The sequence below is a fragment of the Pseudomonas sp. C9D1 genome, from assembly GCF_056491235.1.
Map to the genome: position 1 here is coordinate 1355173 of NZ_JBSZIE010000002.1, position 18970 is coordinate 1374142.

Genomic DNA, 18970 nt, shown 5'->3' on the forward strand with positions numbered 1-18970 from the left:
ATGCCGCCCGCACAGAGCCCCGGCGCTGACCCGCGCCTGCCCGCGCGGCTGCAGGCCGCCGAGCGCAACCGCCAGGCGCTGGCTGAGGCCGGCCTGCATTTCGCGCCGCTGCGCCACCACAGCCCGGCCTGCGCCTTCGCCCTGCGCGCGCAACTGGACGAACTGCGCCCGGCAGCGGTGCTGATCGAGGGGCCGGCCGATTTCGACGCCCTGCTCCCCGACCTGCTCGACCCGCGCAGCCGCCCGCCCCTGGCGATCCTCTCCCAGCACCGCAACGGCGTTTCGGGCGATGCGCCGCCGCGCTCGGCGTTCTTCCCCTTCTGCGACTACTCGCCGGAATGGCAGGCCCTGCGCGAAGGCCATCGCCTCGGCGCGCAACTGGCCTTCATCGACCTGCCCTGGGCCCGCCAGGAAGCCGCCGAGGAAGACCCGGAACAGAGCCGCAGCCTGATGGCCGAGCGCTACCTGGCCCACAGCGACTACATCGCCGCCCTGGCCCGCGAGGCCCACTGCCGCGACCACGACGAACTCTGGGAGCACCTGTTCGAACTGCGCGACGCGGACGCCCTGCGGGACTGGCGCGCGCTGTTCGGCGATGCCTTCGCCTGGTGCTCCATGGCCCGCCTCGACTACGAGGACGACGTGCTCGCCGCCGAAGGCTCGCTGGCCCGCGAAGCCCACATGCTCGCCTGCATCCGCGACTGGCGCGCGCGTTGCGACGGCCCGCTGCTGGTGGTCACCGGCGGCTTCCACACCCTCGCCCTGGTGGAGGCGCTGGCCAGCGACAGCCCGCCCGCCGCTGCACCCGCCGCCAGCGGCGACAGCCAGGCCTGGCTGATCCGCTACAGCTTCGACCGCCTCGACGCCCTCAATGGCTACGCCTCGGGCATGCCCTCGCCGGCCTACCATCAGCGGGTCTGGGAGGCGTTGCTGGAAGACCCGGCAGACGGGCTGGCGCGCCAGCGCATCGCCGCCCGCATCCTCAGTGCCATCGCCGCCGAAACCCGCGAACGGCAGCTGGCCGATGCCCTGTCCTTCGCCAGCGTCAGCCAGGCCGCGCAACAGGCCGCCGGCCTGGCCGCCCTGCGTGAACACCCGGGGCCCGGGCGCTACGACCTGCTGGACGCCATCCACTCCTGCTTCGTCAAAGGCAGCCTGGACAATGGCCAGGCCGCCTTCCTCGCGGCGGTGAAGAACCAGCTGGGCGGCAACCGCCTGGGCGATGTCCCGCCCTCCAGCCTGGCTCCGCCGCTGGTGGAAGAAGCCCGCCGCCTGGCCCTGGGTCACCGCCTCGACCTCAGCGACAGCCTGGCCCGCCGCGCCCGGCTGGACCTCTACCGCAAGCCCCGGCACCGCGCCCGGAGCCGCTTCCTGCACCTGATGGCCTACCTGGACAGCGGCTTCGCCCGCCACCTGGGCGGCCCGGACTTCGTCAACGGCACCGGCCTGGACCTGCTCTTCGAGGAATGGGAATACGCCTGGTCGCCACTGGTCGAGGCGCGCCTGATCGAGCGCTCCGAACTGGGCAGCAGCCTGCGCGAAGTCGCCGTCCGCCGCCTGCTGGATGAAGAGCAGGCCTTGCAGACCAGCGGCCAGGGCCGCAGCGCCAGCCGCGCGGTGCAACTGCTGGCGCGGGCCGGCTCCATCGGCCTCGGCGAACAGCTGCCACGCTTGTTCGAGCGCCTGGCCGAACACCTGGAAGAAGACCCCGAGCTGGCCTCGGTGGTGACCTGTGGCCAGCGCCTGCTGCACCTGTGGCGCGGCCGCGAGCTGCTGGGCCTGGACGGCTACCCGCAACTGCCGGAGCTGCTGCAGCGCATCCTCCCCGCCACCCTGTTCCTGCTGCCGGGCCTCGCCGACTGCGACGCCGACCGTGAAGGCGCCGCCATCGACGCCCTGCTCGGCCTGCGCGAATTCCTCCACCTGGGCAGCAGCCAGGCCGGCCTGGCCCACCAGGAGGCACCGCTGCACGAAACCCTCGACCGCCTGCAAGCCGTGGCCCCCGCCGGCATCGCCGGTGCCCTCGACGCGCTGCGCTTCATCGATGGGCGCAGCAGCGAGGAACACCTGGCCGCGGCCCTGCAACGGCGCTTCGGCCCCGGTGCCGACAGCGAAGGCGCGGTGCGCTACCTGACCGGGCTGCTGCAGGCCGCGCCGGAGCTGATCCTGCGGGTGGACGACCTGGCCCTGGGGCTCAACGCCCTGGTGGCCAACTGGGACGAGGCCACCTTCGTCCGCCACCTGCCGGACCTGCGCCTCGCCTTCACCCGCCTCAAGCCCCGCGAAACCGGGCGCCTGGCCGATCACCTGGCCGGGCTCAACGGCATCACCGGGGCCGCCCTCGACAGCGTCCACCACGAACTCGACAGCCACGACCTGCTCGCCGGCGCCGCTCTGCAGCTGGCGCTCAAGCGCTCGCTGGAGCGCGACGGGCTGCTGGCCTGGGCCCAGGAGACCCACCATGAGTGACCTGGAAGCCGCCCGCCGCTGGCGCCTGATCCTCGGCCGCTACGCCGACCGCGCGCTGCACGAAGCGAAGTTCGACGCCGCCGACGCGCGCCTGGAGAAGACCCTCGACTACCTCTACAACCGCGAATACCAGCGTCGCGGCCACGTCCAGGGCGGGCGCGGCGGCTCGCTGGACGACAGCCAGCTGACCGCACTGAACTGGCTGGAGCAGGCGCGCACGCTGTTCCCCCGCTCCACCTTCGAGCGCCTGCAGGTGCAGGCCATCGAGCGCTACGAGATCAGCGCCCTGCTCACCGACCCGAACAGCCTGGCCACCCTCGAACCCAGCCCGGCGCTGGCCAAGGCCCTGCTCGGCGTGCGCGGCCGCCTGAGTGCGGACACCCGCGATGCCGTGCGCCAGCTGATCACCCGGGTGGTGGAGGAAATCCTCCAGCGCCTGCGCAACCGCTTCACCAACGCCCTGCACGGGCGGCGCAACCGCTTCCGCCGCTCGCTGGTGAAGAACGCACAGAACTTCGACTGGCGCGCCACCATCGCCGCCAACCTCAAGCACTACGACCCGCAGCGCAAACGCCTGCTGATCGAATCGCCACGCTTCAACGCCCGCGTCCGCCGACAGTTGCCCTGGGACATCATCCTCTGCGTCGACCAGAGCGCCTCGATGCTCGACTCGGTGATGTACAGCGCCATCTGCGCCAGCATCCTCGCCAGCCTGCCCAGCGTGCGCGTGCGCCTGGTGCTGTTCGACACCCAGGTGGTGGACCTCAGCCACCTGGCCCACGACCCGGTGGAGGTGCTGCTCACCGTGCAACTGGGCGGCGGCACCGACATCGGCAAGGCCATGCGCTACTGCGAGCAACTGGTGGAGAACCCGCAACGCACGGTGCTCACGCTGATCAGCGACTTCGAGGAAGGCGCCGCCGTGGGCCCGCTGCTGGCCTGCGTGGCGCGCCTCAACGAAGCGCGGGTCAGGCTGCTCGGCCTCGCCGCCCTGGATGACGGCGCCCAGCCGGTCTACGACCCGGCCATGGGGCAGCGCCTCGCCGACCGCGGCATGCAGATCGCCGCGCTGACCCCGGAGCATTTCGCCCAGTGGCTGGCCGAGGTGATGCAATGAGTGCCTGGCAGCAGCGCTACCGCAGCTACGACGATGCCGCGCTGGAGATGCTGGCCAACGCCGGCCTGCTGCGCCGCGCCACCAAGGACATGGAGGCCGGCAAGCTGCGCTGGCTGGAGAACGACGACCAGGGCGGCCTGGTGGAAGCCGACGGCCAGCAGGTGCGCCTGGATGGCAGCGGCGTCGATGCCGCGCGCTGCACCTGCCCCGCCAACGGCTGCTGCAAGCACATCCTCGCGGCCGTCATCTGGCTGCGCGAACAACCCGCCGATGCCGCCGGTGAGGCAGCGACTGAAGAGGACGCCGACCTGGCGCTGCGCGACGCCCTGGCCCAGGACCCGCAACAGCTGCAGAAGCAGGCCGGCAAGGCCGCCACGCGCAAGGCCCGCCAATGGCTGGGCGAGCTGGTCGAGGCACGGCACCAGAGCCACGGCCGGCGCCTGGCCATCCACCTGCCGGCGCTGGCCTGCGAGGTCACCTACCTGGCCGGGGGCGGCTTCGACGGCATGCTCTCGGAAACCCGCGAAAGCGAACGCAAGGCCCTGCACCTCGCCGCGCTGGCGCTGCTGTTCCAGGCACAGGGCCAACCCTGGGCCTGGCCGGCGGACAGCGAGCCGGCGCCGGCCGACCCGCTGCAACTGAACGCACCGGAGCAGGAATTGCTCGTCAGCGTCCAGCACCTGCTGCAGGAGCTGCTGCGCCAGGGGCTGTCCCACGCCAGCCAGGCCAGCGCCGTGCAGCTGCGCATGCTCAACCTGTCCGCCCGCACCGAAGGCCTGCCGCGCCTCGCCGCCCAGTTGCGCACCCTGGGCGGGCAGATCAACCGCCTGGCCAACCGCGATGACCACATCAGCGAGCGCGAAGCCCTGGTGCAGATGGCCCAGGTGCACGCCCTGGCCAGCGCCCTGCAACGTGCCGGCGCCGAACACCTGCCCGCCCTGCGCGGGCGCCTGCGTCGCGACTACCAGGCCGGCGCCCAGCTCGATTTGCTGCCCCTGGGCGCCCACTGGTGGACCACCCCCGGCGGCGCCCGGGGCCTGACCCTGGCCTTCTGGGACCTGCAGGCCGGCGACGTGCTGGAAGCCAGCCTTGCCCGGCCGGATAACAGTGACCCGGGCTTCCGCCGTGAAGCGGTGTGGGCCCAGCAGGCGCTGTGGAAATCCACCCCGCAGCAGCTGTGCCAGGCGCCCCTGTGCCTGACGGCACCGCGCCAGGCCGACGACGGACGCCTGGCCGCCCATGGCGACAGCCGTAGCCAGGCCCAGCCGCGCTGGCCCGCGGCTGATGCACGCCTGGCCGAGATCGGTATCGCCCGCTGGAGCCATCTGCGCGAACAGCTCGAAGACAGCGCAGCCCTCAGCGCGGAAGCCCCCACCAGCCTGCTGCTGCGCCCGGCCCGTTGCCAGGAGGCGGTGCTCGATGAGGTGCGCCAGGTGCTGTGCTGGACGCTGGAGGACGACCAGGGCGAGGCCATCACCCTGGAGCTGCCGTGCACGGCGGAGCGGCGCGAACGCCTGGACAACCTGGAACGGGCGCAGAAGGCCCGTGACGACATCCGCGCGGTGCTAGTGCGGCCGAGCCTGGATGGCCGGCGCCGGACCTTGGAGCCGCTGGCGCTGCTGATCGCTGACAGCGGCGAGCTGCGCTGCCTGTCGCTGGATTTCGAATCGGTGATCCGTGGCGGCCTGAGCCTCAACCGCCGCCTGTTCGAGCGCATCCAGCGCCTGCTCGACCGCCAGCGCCCCGTTGCCGCTGCCCAGGAAGCGCCTGGCCTGGCCGCGCGCCTGGTGGAACCGGCCCTGGACGTGCTGGAGTCCCTGGCCAGTTGCGGGCGCCAGCAGCTCTCGCGGCACCAGCGCGAGGTGCTGCAGCAGCAGGAAGTGCTGGCCAGCGCCGCCGGCGTCGAGCTGCTCGCCCAGCACCTGCGGCAGCTGCGCGAGCCCACCGAACTGCCTCCGCAGGCGCTGCTGGCCAGCAGCCACCTGATGAGCCGCCTGCTGGCCCTGGGGTAGGGCCGACGGCAGTGCATTCCACCAGTCGAGAACCATTCTCGCCTTAGTGCCCGTTGGGGTGGGCGTGGTTATGCTTGGCCGCGCACTTATGCATTCCAGTTCTTTACATATACTCAAACATCACTTTTGCGCATAAACCTGAGCTGGTATCTTCCCCCGGCTCCGACAGGAGTGCGCGGCCGTGCGCGCAGAAAAGCTGTAAGCAGCCTGACAACAGGACATTTCATGTACGTATACGACGAGTACGATCAACGGATCGTCGAGGACCGCGTCAAGCAGTTCCGCGATCAGACCCGCCGCTATCTGGCCGGCGAGCTCTCAGGCGAGGAGTTCCGTCCCCTGCGCCTGCAGAATGGCCTGTATATCCAGCGCTTCGCGCCGATGCTGCGCGTAGCCGTGCCTTACGGCCTGCTCTCCTCCACCCAGGTCCGCAAGCTGGCGCAGATCGCTCGCGACTACGACAAGGGCTACGCCCACATCAGCACCCGCCAGAACGTGCAGTTCAACTGGCCGGAGCTGGAGGACGTGCCGGAGATCCTCGCCGAGCTGGCCACCGTCGAGATGCACGCCATCCAGACCAGCGGCAACTGCATCCGCAACACCACCACCGACCAGTTCGCCGGCGTCGCCCATGACGAGCTGGTGGACCCGCGCCCCTGGTGCGAGATCATCCGTCAGTGGTCCACCTTCCACCCCGAGTTCTCGCACCTGCCGCGCAAGTTCAAGATCGCCGTCAATGGCGCCGTGAGCGACCGCGCCGCCATCGAAGTGCACGACATCGGCCTGGAAGCGGTGAAGAACGAAGCCGGCGAGCTGGGCTTCCGCGTCTCCGTCGGCGGCGGCCTGGGCCGAACCCCGATCGTGGGCAGCTTCATCAACGAATTCCTGCCCTGGCAGCACCTGCTGAGCTACCTCGACGCCATCCTGCGTGTGTACAACCGTTATGGCCGTCGCGATAACAAGTACAAAGCGCGCATCAAGATCCTGGTCAAGGCGCTGACCCCGGAAGTCTTCGCCGAGCGCGTGAATGCCGAATGGGCGCACCTGAAGGATGGCCCGACCACCCTGACCGAAGCCGAAGTCGAGCGCGTCGCCAAGCACTTCGTCGACCCGGCCTACAAGGCCCTGGACGATCAGGCTGTGGCCCTCGCCCAGCTCGACGCCGAGCACCCGGGCTTCGCCCGCTGGCGCCAGCGCAACGTGGTGGCCCACAAGAAGCCGGGCTACGCCGCCGTGACCCTGTCGCTGAAGCCCACCGGCGTCGCCCCGGGCGATGTCACCGACAAGCAGCTGGACGCCATCGCCGACCTGGCCGACCGCTACGCCTTCGGTGAAGTGCGCAACAGCCACAACCAGAACATCATCCTCGCCGACGTCGAGCAGGCGCAGCTGTTCACCCTCTGGGGCGAGCTGCGCGAGCAGGGCTTCGCCACGCCGAACGTGGGCCTGCTGACCGACATCATCTGCTGCCCGGGTGGCGACTTCTGCTCCCTGGCCAACGCCAAGTCGATCCCGGTAGCCGAAGCCATCCAGCGCCGCTTCGATGACCTGGACTACCTGTTCGACATCGGCAACCTGGACCTGAACATCTCCGGCTGCATGAACGCCTGCGGCCACCACCACGTGGGCCACATCGGCATCCTCGGCGTGGACAAGAAGGGCCAGGAGTTCTACCAGGTCTCCCTCGGTGGCAGCGCTGGCCGCGAAGCCAGCCTGGCGCAGATCCTCGGCCCATCCTTCGCCCAGGAAGCCATGCCCGACGTGATCGAGAAGATCATCGACGTCTACGTGGAGAAGCGCACCGAAGAAGAACTCTTCCTCGATACCTATCGCCGCATCGGCATCGACCCCTTCAAGGAGCGCGTATATGCAGCGAATAATTAAGAACAACCAGGTCATCGACGAAACCTGGCACCTGCTGGACAAGGACGCGACCCTCGACGGCATGTCCAACTGCGACGACCTGATCGTGCCGCTGGCCCTGTGGCGCGATCACGGCCATGCGCTCAAGGCCCGCGACGGCGGCCTCGGTGTGTGGCTCGATGCCGACGAGGAGATCGAAGAGATCGCCGACCAGCTGGACAACTTCAAGGTCATCGCCCTGAACTTCCCGGCCTTCACCGACGGTCGTCACTCCTCCACCGCCTACCTGCTGCGCGAGCGCTATGGCTACAAGGGTGAAGTGCGCGCCATCGGCGACGTGCTGCGCGACCAGCTGTTCGCCCTCAAGCGTTGCGGCTTCGACGCCTTCGCCCTGCGCGCGGACAAGGACCCCTACGACGCCCTCAAGGCCTTCGAGGACTACTCCGAGGTCTACCAGGCCTCCAGCGACCAGCCCCTGCCGCTGTTCCGCCGCCGCTCGGCCTGAGCCGCGCAGCCATGAAAAAGCCCCGCATATGCGGGGCTTTTTCATGGGGGTGAACCTGCCGACGTAGCCCGGGCTTCAGCCCGGGACGCACGCCGTGTCATGGGGCGGATCATGTGCCAGGCCAGGCATCGTTTGGTGGATGAAAAGAGCGCCATCCACCCATCGGTCAGCACTGTGGGTTGGATCGGCGCCGTAGGATGGGTAGAGCGTAACGAAACCCATCACCGCAAACGCCGGCTCGCACCCGACCTACAGGCCAAACACAGCCTGTAGGGACGACTTCAGTCGCCAAGCAGGCCGCAGGACTGCCTTGACTCCGCGCCTCCCTGCAGCACCGCCTGGTGGATGAAAGGAGCGCCATCCACCCTACGTACTACTGATCACACCGAACGCTCTTTCAGGCCCGCACGCTTTCCCAGGCCACCTGGGCCAGCAGGTCGCGGCAGTCGGCGAGGCTGCTGCGGGTGCGGCCGGCCAGCCAGTTGCGGGCGAAGTCGTGGGTGGGGCCTATCACCACCGAGGCGAAGCAGTCCTCGGGCAGGGCCCGCAGCGCGCCGACTTCGCGGTGGGCCTGCAACGCCGCGAGGATGCGTGCATGGTGCTCGCGGTTGGCCTCGCGCAACTGCTCGCCCACCTCGCCCGCTTCCACCCGCGAGCGGCTGTGCAGGACGAAGCGCGCCCAGTCGGGGTTGGCCACCACCCAGTCGATGTACGCCGTCACCAGCAGCTTCACACAGGCCTCGGCATCGGCGGCCTTGGCGAAGCCTGTCTGCAACAGCTCGGCGTACTGGCCGACCCCGGCCAGGTAGAGCGCGCCGATGATGCGCTCCTTGTTGCCGAAGTGGTGGTAGAGGCTGCCGATGCTGGCGCCGGAGCGATCACGGATCATCTCGATGGTGGTGGCGTCCACGCCTTCCTCGGTGAAGCACTGGAGGGCGGCCTGGAGGATGTCGTCTTTGCGCGAGGAACGAGCCATGGAACTCCCGATGCATGACTAGAATATAATTCTAGAACTCTTTTCTAATTTTCATATACTGCTGCGGCGCGCGCTCATCTTCAATCCACTCACGAGAGAATCGGAACCCATGAGCCAGATGTTGCAGATGTTCCAGCAAGCCGGTGCAGCGCAGTTCAGCGCCATGATCGGCCAGGTCGCCCCCTACTTCGCCAGCATCGCCCCGCAGTTCGTCGAACTGCGTGCCGGCTACGCCGAAATCACCTTTCCCAAGCGCCGCGAGGTGCTCAACCACATCGGCACCGTGCACGCCATCGCCCTGTGCAACGCCGCCGAGCTGGTGGCCGGCACCATGACCGACGCCTCCATCCCCGCCGGCACCCGCTGGATTCCCCGTGGCATGACGGTGGAATACCTGGCCAAGGCCAGCGGCGACGTGCGCGCGGTGGCCGATGGCAGCGCGGTGGACTGGTCCGTCCTGGGCGACATCAAGGTGCCGGTGATGGCCTATGTCGGCGACACCGCCGTACTGCGCGCCGAGATCACCATGTACCTGAGCAAGGCTTGAAACACAGAGGCCCGGATCGCTCCGGGCCTCTTTCTTTCATTCATTCACTGCCAGAAGCGCTGTTGGCTAAGGCGACCCCACCAATTCAGCAGCACCCGGTCGACGGCCGCGCTGGCGGCCAGGCCGAAGCGTTCCTGCAGGCTCTTCTTCTCGACGAAGTTGAGCAGGAACAGGTCGGCCTCGCGGGCACGCTCGCCGAGGTATTCGTCGCTGGTCTTCAGCTCGTCCACCAGTTGCTTGTCCAGCGCGGCCATGCCCAGCCAGACCTCGCCGGTGGCCACTTCATCGATGGCCAGTTGCGGGCGGTAGCGGGCGACGAAGTTCTTGAACAGGTCGTGGGTGGTCTCCAGGTCTTCCTGGAACTTCTCCCGGCCCTTCTCGGTGTTCTCGCCGAACACGGTGAGGGTGCGCTTGTACTCGCCGGCGGTGAGCACCTCGAAGTCGACGTCATGCTTCTTCAGCAGGCGGTGCACGTTGGGCAGCTGCGCCACCACGCCGATGGAACCGAGGATGGCGAAGGGCGCGGAGAGCACCTTGTCGCCGATGCAGGCCATCATGTAGCCGCCGCTGGCGGCGACCTTGTCGACGCACACGGTCAGGGGGATGCCCGCCTGGCGGATACGCGCCAGCTGCGAGGACGCCAGGCCGTAGCTGTGGACCATACCGCCGCCGCTTTCCAGGCGCAGCACCACCTCGTCGGCCGGGGTGGCCAGGGTCAGCAATGCGGTGATCTCGTGGCGCATCTGCTCGGCGGCCGAGGCCTTGATGTCGCCGTCGAAGTCGAGGACGAAGACCCGGGGCTTCTGCTCGCCGGCCTTCTTCGCCGCCTTGGCGGCCTTGGCCTCGTCCTTGCGCAGGGCCTTGATGCGGTCCTTGTCCAGCAGCGAATGCTCCAGGCGCTCGCGCAGGCCTTTATAGAAGTCGTTGAGCTTGGTCACCACCAACTGGCCGCCACCGGCGCGCCGTCCCCGCCCGCGCACTGCGGCCACCGCCACCAGGACGACCAGGATGGCCACCACCAGCGTTATCGTCTTGACGAGAAAGCTCGCGTAATCGGCTAAGAACTCCACAACACCCCCTTTGGGATCGACTGGCGCCCGCTCTGGCAGGCGCGAAACCGGCCAAGCATACCCGCCCGCGCCGGTCATCCACCAGCGACGGAAAAACCCCTTAATAAATAGCGGGAATGCATTCAAACAAGCGTATGTTTTTTCGTTGACAGCCCCGGAGCTTCCTCATAACCTCGCGAAACTTTCAACGTCCCGGGACGGCAGCGTACGTGGGCAGCATCTACCTGATCCGACATGGCCAGGCTTCATTCGGCGCCGATAACTACGACGTGCTTTCCAGCGTCGGAGTTCGCCAGGCCGAAGTACTGGGCGATCACCTCGCGAGCCTCGGCCTGCGCCTCGATCGTTGCGTCGCGGGCAGCCTGCAACGCCAGCAGCACACCGCCGAAGCCGCCCTGTCGCGCTTCCGCGCCGCCGGCCTGGACGCCCCCGCCGTGGACACCGACCCGGCCTTCAACGAATTCGATGCGGACGCCGTGATCCGCGCGCTGCTGCCCAGCCTGCTGGAGCAGGAGCCCGAAGCCCTGCACATCATGCGCAACGCCCCGCAGAACCGCGCAGAGTTCCAGCGCCTGTTCTCCAAGCTGGTGCTGCGCTGGGTGGCCGGCGACTACGACAACGCCGAACTGCAGAGCTGGCAAGCCTTCCATGACCAGGTCGCGGGCGGGCTGGAGCGCGTGCTGCAACACGCCGAAAGCAAACAGAACATCGCGGTCTTCACCTCCGGCGGTACCATCACCGCCCTGCTCCACCATGTGGCCGGCGTGCCGGCGGACCGCGCATTCGAACTCAACTGGCAGATCGTCAACACTTCGCTCTCACGCCTGAAGTTCCGCGGCAGCGAAGTGGCGCTAGCTTCCTTCAACAGTCATGTGCATCTGGAACTGTTGAAGGCGCCGGAGCTCATCACCTATCGATGAGCACGGCCCACTGCGCCCCAGAAGGGGCGCTAGAAAAACCTGAAAATAAAGGAAAGAACCATGACCACAGTTGCTGACATCGTCAAAAACATGCAGTCCAAGTTCAACGCCGGTGCCGCCGCTGGCCTGGACCTGGTATTCCAGTTCAACATCGAAGATGGCGACAACCACTACCTGGTCGTCAAGGACGGCACCTGCGACGTACAGCAAGGTGATGCTCCGAACCCGAACGTCACCCTGATCATGTCCACCGAAACCCTGGTTGGCATCATGACCGGCGAAACCGACGGCATGCAGGCCTTCATGGGCGGCAAACTGCGCGCCGAAGGCGACATGATGCTCGCCATGAAGCTCGGCGAGCTCTTCCCGGTCTAAGCTTCGAGCTGACCAGGAACAGAGAAAACCGGAGTCCCAGGGCTCCGGTTTTTTTTCGCCCGGCGCAGGTGAATCCGGGCTAATCAGGCAGTTTGATTGTGCTGCAACACGCCTGCCTATAACGGCCCTTCGCCCTTGTGACGCCATCCGGGCGGCATTAGATTAGCGAATAGTCTCGGGCCCTCATCATAAGTAGAAGGGATAAGCATGACGCTTACTGATCAGTCCACCCGCATCCGCGAAGGCGAAGAGCTCGACGCCGCGGCCATCGATCCTTACCTCAAGGCCAACATCCCCGGCCTGACCGGTACGCCGCGCATCAGCCAGTTTCCCGGTGGTGCCTCGAACCTGACCTACCTGCTGGAATACCCGGAGCGCGAGTTCGTCCTGCGTCGCCCGCCCTTCGGCCACAAGGCCAAGTCCGCCCATGACATGGGCCGCGAGTTCCGCATCCTCAACCAGCTCAACGACGGCTTCCCCTACTGCCCGAAAGCCTACGTGCACTGCACCGACGAGTCGGTGATCGGCGCCGAGTTCTACGTGATGGACCGGGTCAAGGGCGTGATCCTGCGGGCCGACGTACCGGCCGAGCTGGGCCTCGACGAAGCCAAGACCCGCGCGCTGTGCAAGAGCTTCATCGACAAGTTCGTCGAGCTGCACAACGTCGACTACAACGCCTGCGGCCTGGGTGACCTGGGCAAGCCGGAAGGCTACGTGCAGCGCCAGATCTCCGGCTGGAGCGACCGCTACGAGAAAGCCCTGACCCCCGACGCCCCCACCTGGGAGCCGGTCAAGGCCTGGCTGCGCGAGAAGATGCCCGCCGACCACCACAAGCCGGCGATCGTGCACAACGACTACCGCTTCGACAACGTGATCCTCGACCCGGCCAACTCGATGAACATCATCGGCGTGCTCGACTGGGAGCTGACCACCATCGGCGACCCGCTGATGGACCTGGGCAACACCCTCGCCTACTGGATCGAAGCCGCCGACCCGGCCCCGGTGCAACTGATGCGCCGCCAGCCCAGCCACCTGCCGGGCATGCTCAGCCGCCAGGAGTTCGCCGACTACTACGCCGAGCGCGCCGGCCTGCCGCCGATCACCAACCTCGACTTCTACTACACCTACGGCCTGTTCCGCCTGGCCGGCATCGTGCAGCAAATCTACTACCGCTTCTTCCACGGCCAGACCCAGGACAAGCGCTTCGCACAGTTCATCCACATGAACAAGCTGCTGGAGCAGATGAGCCTGCAGGTCATCGGCAAATCACGGCTGTAACACGGCTCACAACAAGGGGAACCCCATGTCCAAGACCCACCTGTTCGACCTCGACGGCAAGATCGCCTTCGTATCCGGCGCCAGCCGTGGCATCGGCGAGGCCATCGCCAAGCTGCTGGCCCAGCAGGGCGCCCACGTGATCGTCTCCAGCCGCAAGATCGACGGCTGCCAGGCCGTCGCCGACGCCATTGTCGCCGAGGGTGGCAAGGCCACCGCCATCGCCTGCCACATCGGCGAGATGGAGCAGATCCAGAGCGTCTTCGCGCAGATCCGCGAGCAGTTCGGCCGCCTCGACATCCTGGTCAACAACGCCGCCACCAACCCGCAGTTCTGCAACGTGCTGGACACCGACCTGTCGGCCTTCCAGAAGACCGTCGACGTGAACATCCGCGGCTACTACTTCATGTCCATCGAAGGCGGCAAGCTGATGAAGCAGAACGGCGGTGGCAGCATCATCAACGTCGCCTCCATCAACGGCGTCTCCCCGGGCGAGTTCCAGGGCATCTACTCGGTGACCAAGGCTGCCGTGATCAGCATGACCAAGGTCTTCGCCAAGGAATGCGCGCAGTTCGGCATCCGCTGCAACGCCCTGCTGCCGGGCCTGACCGACACCAAGTTCGCCTCGGCCCTGACCAAGAACGACGCCATCCTCAACGTCGCCCTGCAGCGCATTCCGCTGAAGCGCGTGGCTGACCCGAGCGAAATGGCCGGCACCGTGCTCTACCTCGCCAGCGACGCCTCCAGCTACACCACCGGCGTGGCGCTGAACGTGGACGGCGGCTTCCTCTCCTGAGGAAACCCCGCCCATGAAAAAGGGAGCCTAATGGCTCCCTTTTTCTTTTCTGCGTCAGGACGCCCTAGTGGACGCTGGGCGACCTGCAGGTTGGGCTGAGGCACGAAGCCCAACGCAGCGAAGCCGACCCATGCACGCTGGGCCTGGCTGCGCTCGGCGCCACCCTTCGCGATCAGCGCCAGTCCTTGAGCGCCTGGGTGGCGACCGGGTTGAGTGGCTGGGCCAGCAAACCGGTGGGCGAGAGGCTGACGGAGTAGACCGCGCCGTCGGCCATGGGCAGGTAGGTCACCCGCTGCGCCTGGGGGTCGAACAGGAACAGGTCGCGCTGGTTGAGCCGCAGCCAGCGCCACAGGTCGATGCCATAGGGGCTGGCGGCCAGCTCGGCTTCGGCGTGCTGGGCCAGTTGCTGCTCCTCGATGGCGAGGAAGCGCCCGGAGAGCTTCTCCAGGCGGTAGCCCGGCTGCAGGCCGATCAGCTCGGCCAGGCCCTTGAGGCGGAAGATCCGCGCATCCAGCTGCCACAGGTCGCCATCCAGCAACACCGTGCGCTCGTTACCGCCTTCGAGCAGGGTCACTTCGTAGCGCTGCGGGCCCAGGGCCTTGAAGTTGAGGGTGACGATGGGCTTGTCGGGGTGCAGGGGCTCGTAGCGGGTCAGGTCCCAGGCCACGGTGCCCACCAGCAGCGCCAGGGCGAGGAAGCCCAGGCCGAGGGTGCCGCGCAACCAACCGAGGAACCAGCTGCGATCGAAGAGGATGCGCGCGGCCACAACCGCGGCAATCAGAGCCAGCAGGGCGATGCCCCAGGCCAGGCCGTCATACTGCATGGAACCCTTTCCTTCTGTGCAAAATAGCCGGCATTATGCGGACCTCCCGGCGCAGCGACCAGTTGCCGCGCTGCGCAATCGGACACAGATCGAGCATTTATGCCCTTCCCTCTCGACTTCGCCGTCGACCCCGTCACCCTTCTGGTGCTGGCGGCGGTCGCGTTCCTCGCCGGTTTCATCGACGCCATCGCCGGCGGTGGCGGCCTGCTGACCATCCCCGCCCTGCTCACCGCCGGGCTGCCGCCGCACCTGGTACTGGGCACCAACAAGCTGTGCGCCACCTTCGGCTCGGCCACCGCCAGCTATACCTTCTACCGACGCAAGCTGTTCGAGCCGGCCAAGTGGCGCAGCGCGCTGATCGCCACCGCCCTGGGCGCGGCCATAGGCGCGGTGATCGCCCACTGGCTGCCGGCCCACTGGCTGAACCAGATGCTTCCCGCCGTGGTGTTCGGCTGCGGCCTGTACCTGCTGTTCGGCAAGGTGCCGGATGCCCAGCACGCCGTCGACGCACCCATTCCCCGTGGCCGCCAATGGCCCCAGGGATTGGGCCTGGGCTTCTACGATGGCGTCGCCGGCCCCGGCACCGGCGCCTTCTGGACCGTCAGCAGCCTGCTGATGTACCCCCTCGACCTGGTGCGTGCCAGCGGTGTGGCGCGGACGATGAACTTCGTCAGCAACGGCGTCGCCCTTGCGGTTTTCGTGGTGGGTGGCCAGGTGGCCTGGCTGCTGGGCATCAGCATGGGCATCGCGCTGATGGCGGGCGCCTTCCTCGGCGCACGCACGGCCATCAGCGGCGGGGCGAAGTTCATCCGCCCGGTGTTCATCTGCGTGGTGTTGGCGCTGACCGCGCGGCTAGCCTGGCAGCACTGGTTCTGAGTGACCCAGGCGGCGCGCCAGGTAGAGGTCGATCAGGTAGCGCGCGATGGACTTGCTCGCCGGCAGCGGCGGCAGGTCGTGGATGGAGAACCACTGGGCGTCCTCGATCTCGCCCGGCTGCGGGACGATATCGCCGCTGACGTATTCGGCGTGGAAGCCGAGCATCAGCGAATGGGGGAAAGGCCAGTTCTGGCTGGCGATGTACTGCGGCATGGCGATTTCCACGCCGACTTCCTCGCGCACTTCGCGCGCCACGCACTGCTCCACCGACTCGCCCGGCTCGACGAAACCGGCCAGGGTGCTGTAGACGCCGCTGACGAAGCGCGGCGAGCGCGCCAGCAGCAGCTCGTCACCACGGGTCACCAGCACGATCATGCTCGGCGACAGGCGCGGGTAATGGTGCACGCCGCAGCTTTCGCAGTGCATGGCCCGCTCACCGGCGACCTGGCGCATGCGCGCGCCACAGCTGCCGCAGAAGCGCTGCTGGTCGGCCCAGGTGCCGATCTGGGTGGCGAAGCCGAGCATGCGGAAGGTGTCCGGGTCGCCCTGCATCATCAACTGGCGCAGGCCGACCCAGGCGCTGCCGGGCACATCGGCGGTGCTCGCCAGCTCCAGCAGGTAGATTTCATCGCCATCGAAGTGGCCGATGCCGTGTTCGGAGAGGATCGGCAGATCCTGGCGCTTCAGCCATTCCCGGGGGAACAGCACGCCATTGCCATCGGCCAGGAACTGCTGACGGCAGTGGGCCAGGGCCCAGCCACCGGCGCGGCTGGCATCGAGCAGGCTGGGCTGCCAGCGTTCGGTGGCCATCAGGCCGCCACCGACAGGCCCAGTGCGCGGACGCTTTCAGCGGCCAGGTCGAGCACGCTCGGCTGGGCATCGGGGCGCAGTACGCCGCCGCCTTCGAGGTAGTACTCGAGGCTGGTGAGGGCGTCGGCCAGGGTTTCCAGCAGTTGCTCGGAGGGCATCTGCGGCGCTTCGATCATGTCTTTCTGGATGAAGTCGCCACAGGCGCCTACCAGCACCGCCGCGCGCTCCTGGCCGAGGAACCAGAGGCCGCCACGCACGGCTTGCAGGGTCAGGGGCACGTTGGCCAGGTGCAACTTGTCGCCATTGGATTCGAGGTACGCGGTGATGGCGCGCTTGGCCATGGCCAGGCCGGCCTGGGCTTCGTCGATGACCACGATGCGCGCTTCGGTCAGCTGGTGCTGGGCGAAGGACTCCGATTCGGTCATCGCCTGGGCCGCCGCCTGGCGGTTCTCGCGACGCTCGCCACGCTCGAGGTCGGCCACCATGCTTTCGACATAGAGCACGGCATCGGCCAGCTTGTGCAGGGATTCGGGGGCGGCCGGCGATTGCTCGCTCCAGCCAGCGACCACCGGCAGCTGCGCATGCAGGGCGTTGGCGGCGGAAGTCTGGCCGACCATGCCGAGGGTCTTGGCCAGCTTGCCCAGCAGGGCGTGCAGGCTGCCGAAGCTTTCCACCTGGGCGGTGCCGCGTTCGATGAGGTCGAGCACGTCCTTGACGCTGGCCAGCTCCTCGCGGATGGCCGAGGACAGGGAGCGCATCACGGCCTGGCCCGGGCCGGCCAGACGCTGGTATTCCTCTTCCAGCAGGTGGTCGGTGAAGGGCAGCGCGGTCATGCCGAAGACGCTACGCAGCTCACTGGCACGCGGCCCCTGGCTATCGGCCAGGGCGACGAGGTAGAGCAGTTCCTTTTGCAGGTTGCGCGGCGCTTCGTAGAGCTCATTGGCGAGCAGTTGCTTGAGCTCGCGGTCGATGCGCGAGAACAGCTGCTTGCGTGCCTTGCGCGGCAGCAGCTGGCCGTCCAGCACCGCTTCCACGGCGGCGGCGCCGATCCAGCACAGGCGCGCACGGGGGTCGATGGCGTAGAGGCTGTCGAGGCGACCGAGGGCGCGGCCCATCAGCTTGAGGCTGGCCTGGGGGTTCTGTTCACGGATGAAGCCGAGCAGGCCCACCTGGTACATCTGCCGCAGGCGACGAGCCAGGAGGTCCTGGGCGCCGGTCTCGGGGAGGTTGGCGGCAGCAGGCACACGCGCCTGGTCCAGGCGCACGCTGAAGAAGAAGCTCTCCGGCAGGGCCGGCTGGTTGGCGGCCTGGCGCAGGTCGTTGATCGCCGGCAGCAACAGCTCGGGCATTTCCTGGCGGTGGGCGTCGACGTTTTCCAGGTAGCGGCGCAGCACGTAAAGCGCATTGGCGAGCGCGGCCAGCTGGCTGTCGCGCTCTTCACCGGCCCCGGCCGGGATGTCGGTCGCCTGGTCCAGGACTTCCTGGGCCAGCAGCTCGGCGCCGGTGAGTTCGATGAGGTTGAGGGTGCCGCGCACCTGCTGCAGGCTTTCCACAGCCTGTTGCAGCAGGCTGCCGTTCTCGCGTTCGACGATGAACTGCTCGAGGCTCTGTTCGGCCTGTTCAATGGTGGCGAACAGCTCGTCGCGCACCAGGCTCAGGGAAGTGGCTCCAGTGACCATGCGTCTAGCGCGCCTCCCGCGCGGAGTTCTCGTACAGCATCAGTCGGCGAATTCCGGCTTCTGTTTGTTCATATGGGCGGCCATGGCCACACGCAGGTCGGCGGACTGCAGCATCGCTGCGTTCCAGGTGGCGATGTATTCCAGGCCATCGTCCACGCGGTGGTCGCGCATGTAGCGAATCATTTCCTTGGTACCGCGCACGGCGACCGGCGACTTGGCGGCGATCTCGCGCGCCAGGGCGAAGACGCCTTCCAGCAGCGCATCACGGTCGGCGTAGGTGCGGTTGACCAGGCCGATGGCGCGGGCTTCCTCGCCATCGATGGTGCGACCGGTGAAGGCCAGCTCACGCATCATGCCGTCGCCGATGATGCGCGGCAGGCGTTGCAGGGTGCCGACGTCAGCGGCCATGCCGATGTCGATCTCCTTGATGGAGAACTGCGCATCGGGGGTGGCGTAACGCATGTCGCAGGCGGAGATCAGGTCGATGGCGCCGCCCAGGCAGTAGCCCTGGATGGCGGCGAGCACCGGTTTGCTGCAGTTGTCCACGGCATTGAACGAGGCCTGCAGCTCGAGGATCTTGCGGCGCAGGGTCTGGGCGTTGCGGCCCACGTCCTTGCCCAGCTGGGTGCCGACCGACGCCAGCAGCATGAGGTCGATGCCCGAGGAGAAGTGCTTGCCGGCGCCGGACAGCACCACCACGCGGACTTCATCGGTTTCGTCGATCCAACGGAAGATATCGATGATTTCCGTCCAGAAATCGGCGTTCATCGCGTTGATCTTTTCGGGGCGATTGATCTCGACATGGGCAATCTTGTCTGTCAGCTCTACACGAAAAGCTTTGTAGTCGGACACCGTCG

At 67.5% G+C, this 18970-nt stretch carries 17 protein-coding genes; 11 read left to right on the plus strand and 6 right to left on the minus strand.

Translation table 11 applies throughout. The features are described 5' to 3' along the window. From ACXI0U_RS14465 to ACXI0U_RS14485, 5 genes are all read left to right on the plus strand, one after another. Positions 1 to 2469, plus strand: a complete 2469-nt coding sequence (locus ACXI0U_RS14465; RefSeq protein ID WP_479550453.1) for a DUF5682 family protein — start codon at positions 1 to 3, stop codon at positions 2467 to 2469. Then, the gene (locus tag ACXI0U_RS14470; RefSeq protein ID WP_350446638.1) at positions 2462 to 3586 is read left to right on the plus strand and encodes a VWA domain-containing protein; all 1125 of its coding nucleotides are present in this window, start codon (positions 2462 to 2464) and stop codon (positions 3584 to 3586) included. The genes ACXI0U_RS14465 and ACXI0U_RS14470 overlap by 8 nt, the downstream gene beginning before the upstream one ends. Further along, entirely contained in the window at positions 3583 to 5598 is a 2016-nt protein-coding gene (locus ACXI0U_RS14475) for an SWIM zinc finger family protein (RefSeq protein WP_479550454.1), read from the plus strand. The genes ACXI0U_RS14470 and ACXI0U_RS14475 overlap by 4 nt, the downstream gene beginning before the upstream one ends. 225 nt (positions 5599 to 5823) lie before the next feature. Next, positions 5824 to 7482, plus strand: a complete 1659-nt coding sequence (locus ACXI0U_RS14480; RefSeq protein ID WP_431482322.1) for a nitrite/sulfite reductase — start codon at positions 5824 to 5826, stop codon at positions 7480 to 7482. Continuing rightward, positions 7466 to 7966 (plus strand): DUF934 domain-containing protein, encoded by a 501-nt coding sequence (locus ACXI0U_RS14485; RefSeq protein ID WP_184488023.1) that lies wholly within the window; start codon positions 7466 to 7468, stop codon positions 7964 to 7966. The genes ACXI0U_RS14480 and ACXI0U_RS14485 overlap by 17 nt, the downstream gene beginning before the upstream one ends. Before the next feature lie 397 nt (positions 7967 to 8363). Here ACXI0U_RS14485 and ACXI0U_RS14490 read toward each other — a convergent pair whose 3' ends face one another. Then, positions 8364 to 8942 carry a TetR/AcrR family transcriptional regulator gene (locus ACXI0U_RS14490; RefSeq protein ID WP_184488022.1) on the minus strand — a complete coding sequence of 193 codons (579 nt, stop codon included), beginning with the start codon at positions 8940 to 8942 and terminating at the stop codon, positions 8364 to 8366. A 109-nt stretch (positions 8943 to 9051) separates the two neighbouring features. Between ACXI0U_RS14490 and ACXI0U_RS14495 the strand changes: the two genes are divergently transcribed. Beyond that, positions 9052 to 9489 (plus strand): hotdog fold domain-containing protein, encoded by a 438-nt coding sequence (locus tag ACXI0U_RS14495; RefSeq protein ID WP_021221781.1) that lies wholly within the window; start codon positions 9052 to 9054, stop codon positions 9487 to 9489. 44 nt (positions 9490 to 9533) lie between these two features. Here the strand turns inward: ACXI0U_RS14495 and sohB are convergent, their stop codons facing one another. Next, positions 9534 to 10559, minus strand: a complete 1026-nt coding sequence (gene sohB, locus ACXI0U_RS14500; RefSeq protein ID WP_031288614.1) for a protease SohB — start codon at positions 10557 to 10559, stop codon at positions 9534 to 9536. Between the two features lie 209 nt (positions 10560 to 10768). Here sohB and ACXI0U_RS14505 point away from each other — a divergent pair, with 209 nt between their 5' ends. The 4 genes from ACXI0U_RS14505 to ACXI0U_RS14520 all read left to right on the plus strand — a co-directional run bounded on the left by ACXI0U_RS14505 (position 10769) and on the right by ACXI0U_RS14520 (position 13925). Then, the gene (locus ACXI0U_RS14505; RefSeq protein ID WP_184488021.1) at positions 10769 to 11479 is read left to right on the plus strand and encodes a histidine phosphatase family protein; all 711 of its coding nucleotides are present in this window, start codon (positions 10769 to 10771) and stop codon (positions 11477 to 11479) included. A gap of 60 nt (positions 11480 to 11539) precedes the next feature. Then, a complete protein-coding gene (locus ACXI0U_RS14510) occupies positions 11540 to 11854 on the plus strand; it encodes an SCP2 sterol-binding domain-containing protein (RefSeq protein WP_021221784.1) in 315 nt (104 codons plus the stop codon). Between the two features lie 207 nt (positions 11855 to 12061). Then, positions 12062 to 13132 (plus strand): phosphotransferase family protein, encoded by a 1071-nt coding sequence (locus tag ACXI0U_RS14515; protein WP_043243313.1) that lies wholly within the window; start codon positions 12062 to 12064, stop codon positions 13130 to 13132. Positions 13133 to 13157: 25 nt separating this feature from the next. Beyond that, on the plus strand, positions 13158 to 13925 hold the full coding sequence (locus tag ACXI0U_RS14520; protein ID WP_184488019.1) for an SDR family oxidoreductase: 768 nt from the start codon (positions 13158 to 13160) through the stop codon (positions 13923 to 13925). A gap of 172 nt (positions 13926 to 14097) precedes the next feature. Here ACXI0U_RS14520 and ACXI0U_RS14525 read toward each other — a convergent pair whose 3' ends face one another. Further along, positions 14098 to 14748 (minus strand): hypothetical protein, encoded by a 651-nt coding sequence (locus ACXI0U_RS14525; protein WP_479550455.1) that lies wholly within the window; start codon positions 14746 to 14748, stop codon positions 14098 to 14100. Between the two features lie 99 nt (positions 14749 to 14847). On the opposite strand from ACXI0U_RS14525, the gene ACXI0U_RS14530 reads away from it, so the two are divergent. Further along, positions 14848 to 15624 (plus strand): TSUP family transporter, encoded by a 777-nt coding sequence (locus ACXI0U_RS14530; RefSeq protein WP_043243316.1) that lies wholly within the window; start codon positions 14848 to 14850, stop codon positions 15622 to 15624. On the opposite strand, the gene nudC is transcribed toward ACXI0U_RS14530, so the two are convergent. Genes nudC through ACXI0U_RS14545 form a run of 3 tightly spaced genes read right to left on the minus strand, consistent with a single transcriptional unit; the run spans position 15601 to position 18965 of the window. Then, positions 15601 to 16434 carry an NAD(+) diphosphatase gene (nudC, locus tag ACXI0U_RS14535; protein WP_043243317.1) on the minus strand — a complete coding sequence of 278 codons (834 nt, stop codon included), beginning with the start codon at positions 16432 to 16434 and terminating at the stop codon, positions 15601 to 15603. The genes ACXI0U_RS14530 and nudC overlap by 24 nt on opposite strands. Then, entirely contained in the window at positions 16434 to 18113 is a 1680-nt protein-coding gene (locus ACXI0U_RS14540) for a FimL-related protein (RefSeq protein WP_043243318.1), read from the minus strand. The genes nudC and ACXI0U_RS14540 overlap by 1 nt, the downstream gene beginning before the upstream one ends. Positions 18114 to 18152: 39 nt before the next feature. Then, complete coding sequence (locus ACXI0U_RS14545) at positions 18153 to 18965, minus strand: crotonase/enoyl-CoA hydratase family protein (RefSeq protein ID WP_021221791.1); 813 nt, start codon at positions 18963 to 18965, stop codon at positions 18153 to 18155. Between the last annotated feature and the right edge of the window lie 5 nt (positions 18966 to 18970).

Coding starts and splice junctions, on each gene's coding strand:
- ACXI0U_RS14465 (WP_479550453.1), top strand. CDS start 1: ATGCCGCCCGCACAGAGCCCCGGCGCTGACCCGCGCCTGCCCGCGCGG.
- nudC (WP_043243317.1), bottom strand. CDS start 16,434: ATGGCCACCGAACGCTGGCAGCCCAGCCTGCTCGATGCCAGCCGCGCC.
- ACXI0U_RS14540 (WP_043243318.1), bottom strand. CDS start 18,113: ATGGTCACTGGAGCCACTTCCCTGAGCCTGGTGCGCGACGAGCTGTTC.
- ACXI0U_RS14515 (WP_043243313.1), top strand. CDS start 12,062: ATGACGCTTACTGATCAGTCCACCCGCATCCGCGAAGGCGAAGAGCTC.
- ACXI0U_RS14480 (WP_431482322.1), top strand. CDS start 5,824: ATGTACGTATACGACGAGTACGATCAACGGATCGTCGAGGACCGCGTC.
- ACXI0U_RS14470 (WP_350446638.1), top strand. CDS start 2,462: ATGAGTGACCTGGAAGCCGCCCGCCGCTGGCGCCTGATCCTCGGCCGC.
- ACXI0U_RS14525 (WP_479550455.1), bottom strand. CDS start 14,748: ATGCAGTATGACGGCCTGGCCTGGGGCATCGCCCTGCTGGCTCTGATT.
- ACXI0U_RS14520 (WP_184488019.1), top strand. CDS start 13,158: ATGTCCAAGACCCACCTGTTCGACCTCGACGGCAAGATCGCCTTCGTA.
- ACXI0U_RS14485 (WP_184488023.1), top strand. CDS start 7,466: ATGCAGCGAATAATTAAGAACAACCAGGTCATCGACGAAACCTGGCAC.
- ACXI0U_RS14495 (WP_021221781.1), top strand. CDS start 9,052: ATGAGCCAGATGTTGCAGATGTTCCAGCAAGCCGGTGCAGCGCAGTTC.
- ACXI0U_RS14475 (WP_479550454.1), top strand. CDS start 3,583: ATGAGTGCCTGGCAGCAGCGCTACCGCAGCTACGACGATGCCGCGCTG.
- ACXI0U_RS14490 (WP_184488022.1), bottom strand. CDS start 8,942: ATGGCTCGTTCCTCGCGCAAAGACGACATCCTCCAGGCCGCCCTCCAG.
- ACXI0U_RS14530 (WP_043243316.1), top strand. CDS start 14,848: ATGCCCTTCCCTCTCGACTTCGCCGTCGACCCCGTCACCCTTCTGGTG.
- ACXI0U_RS14510 (WP_021221784.1), top strand. CDS start 11,540: ATGACCACAGTTGCTGACATCGTCAAAAACATGCAGTCCAAGTTCAAC.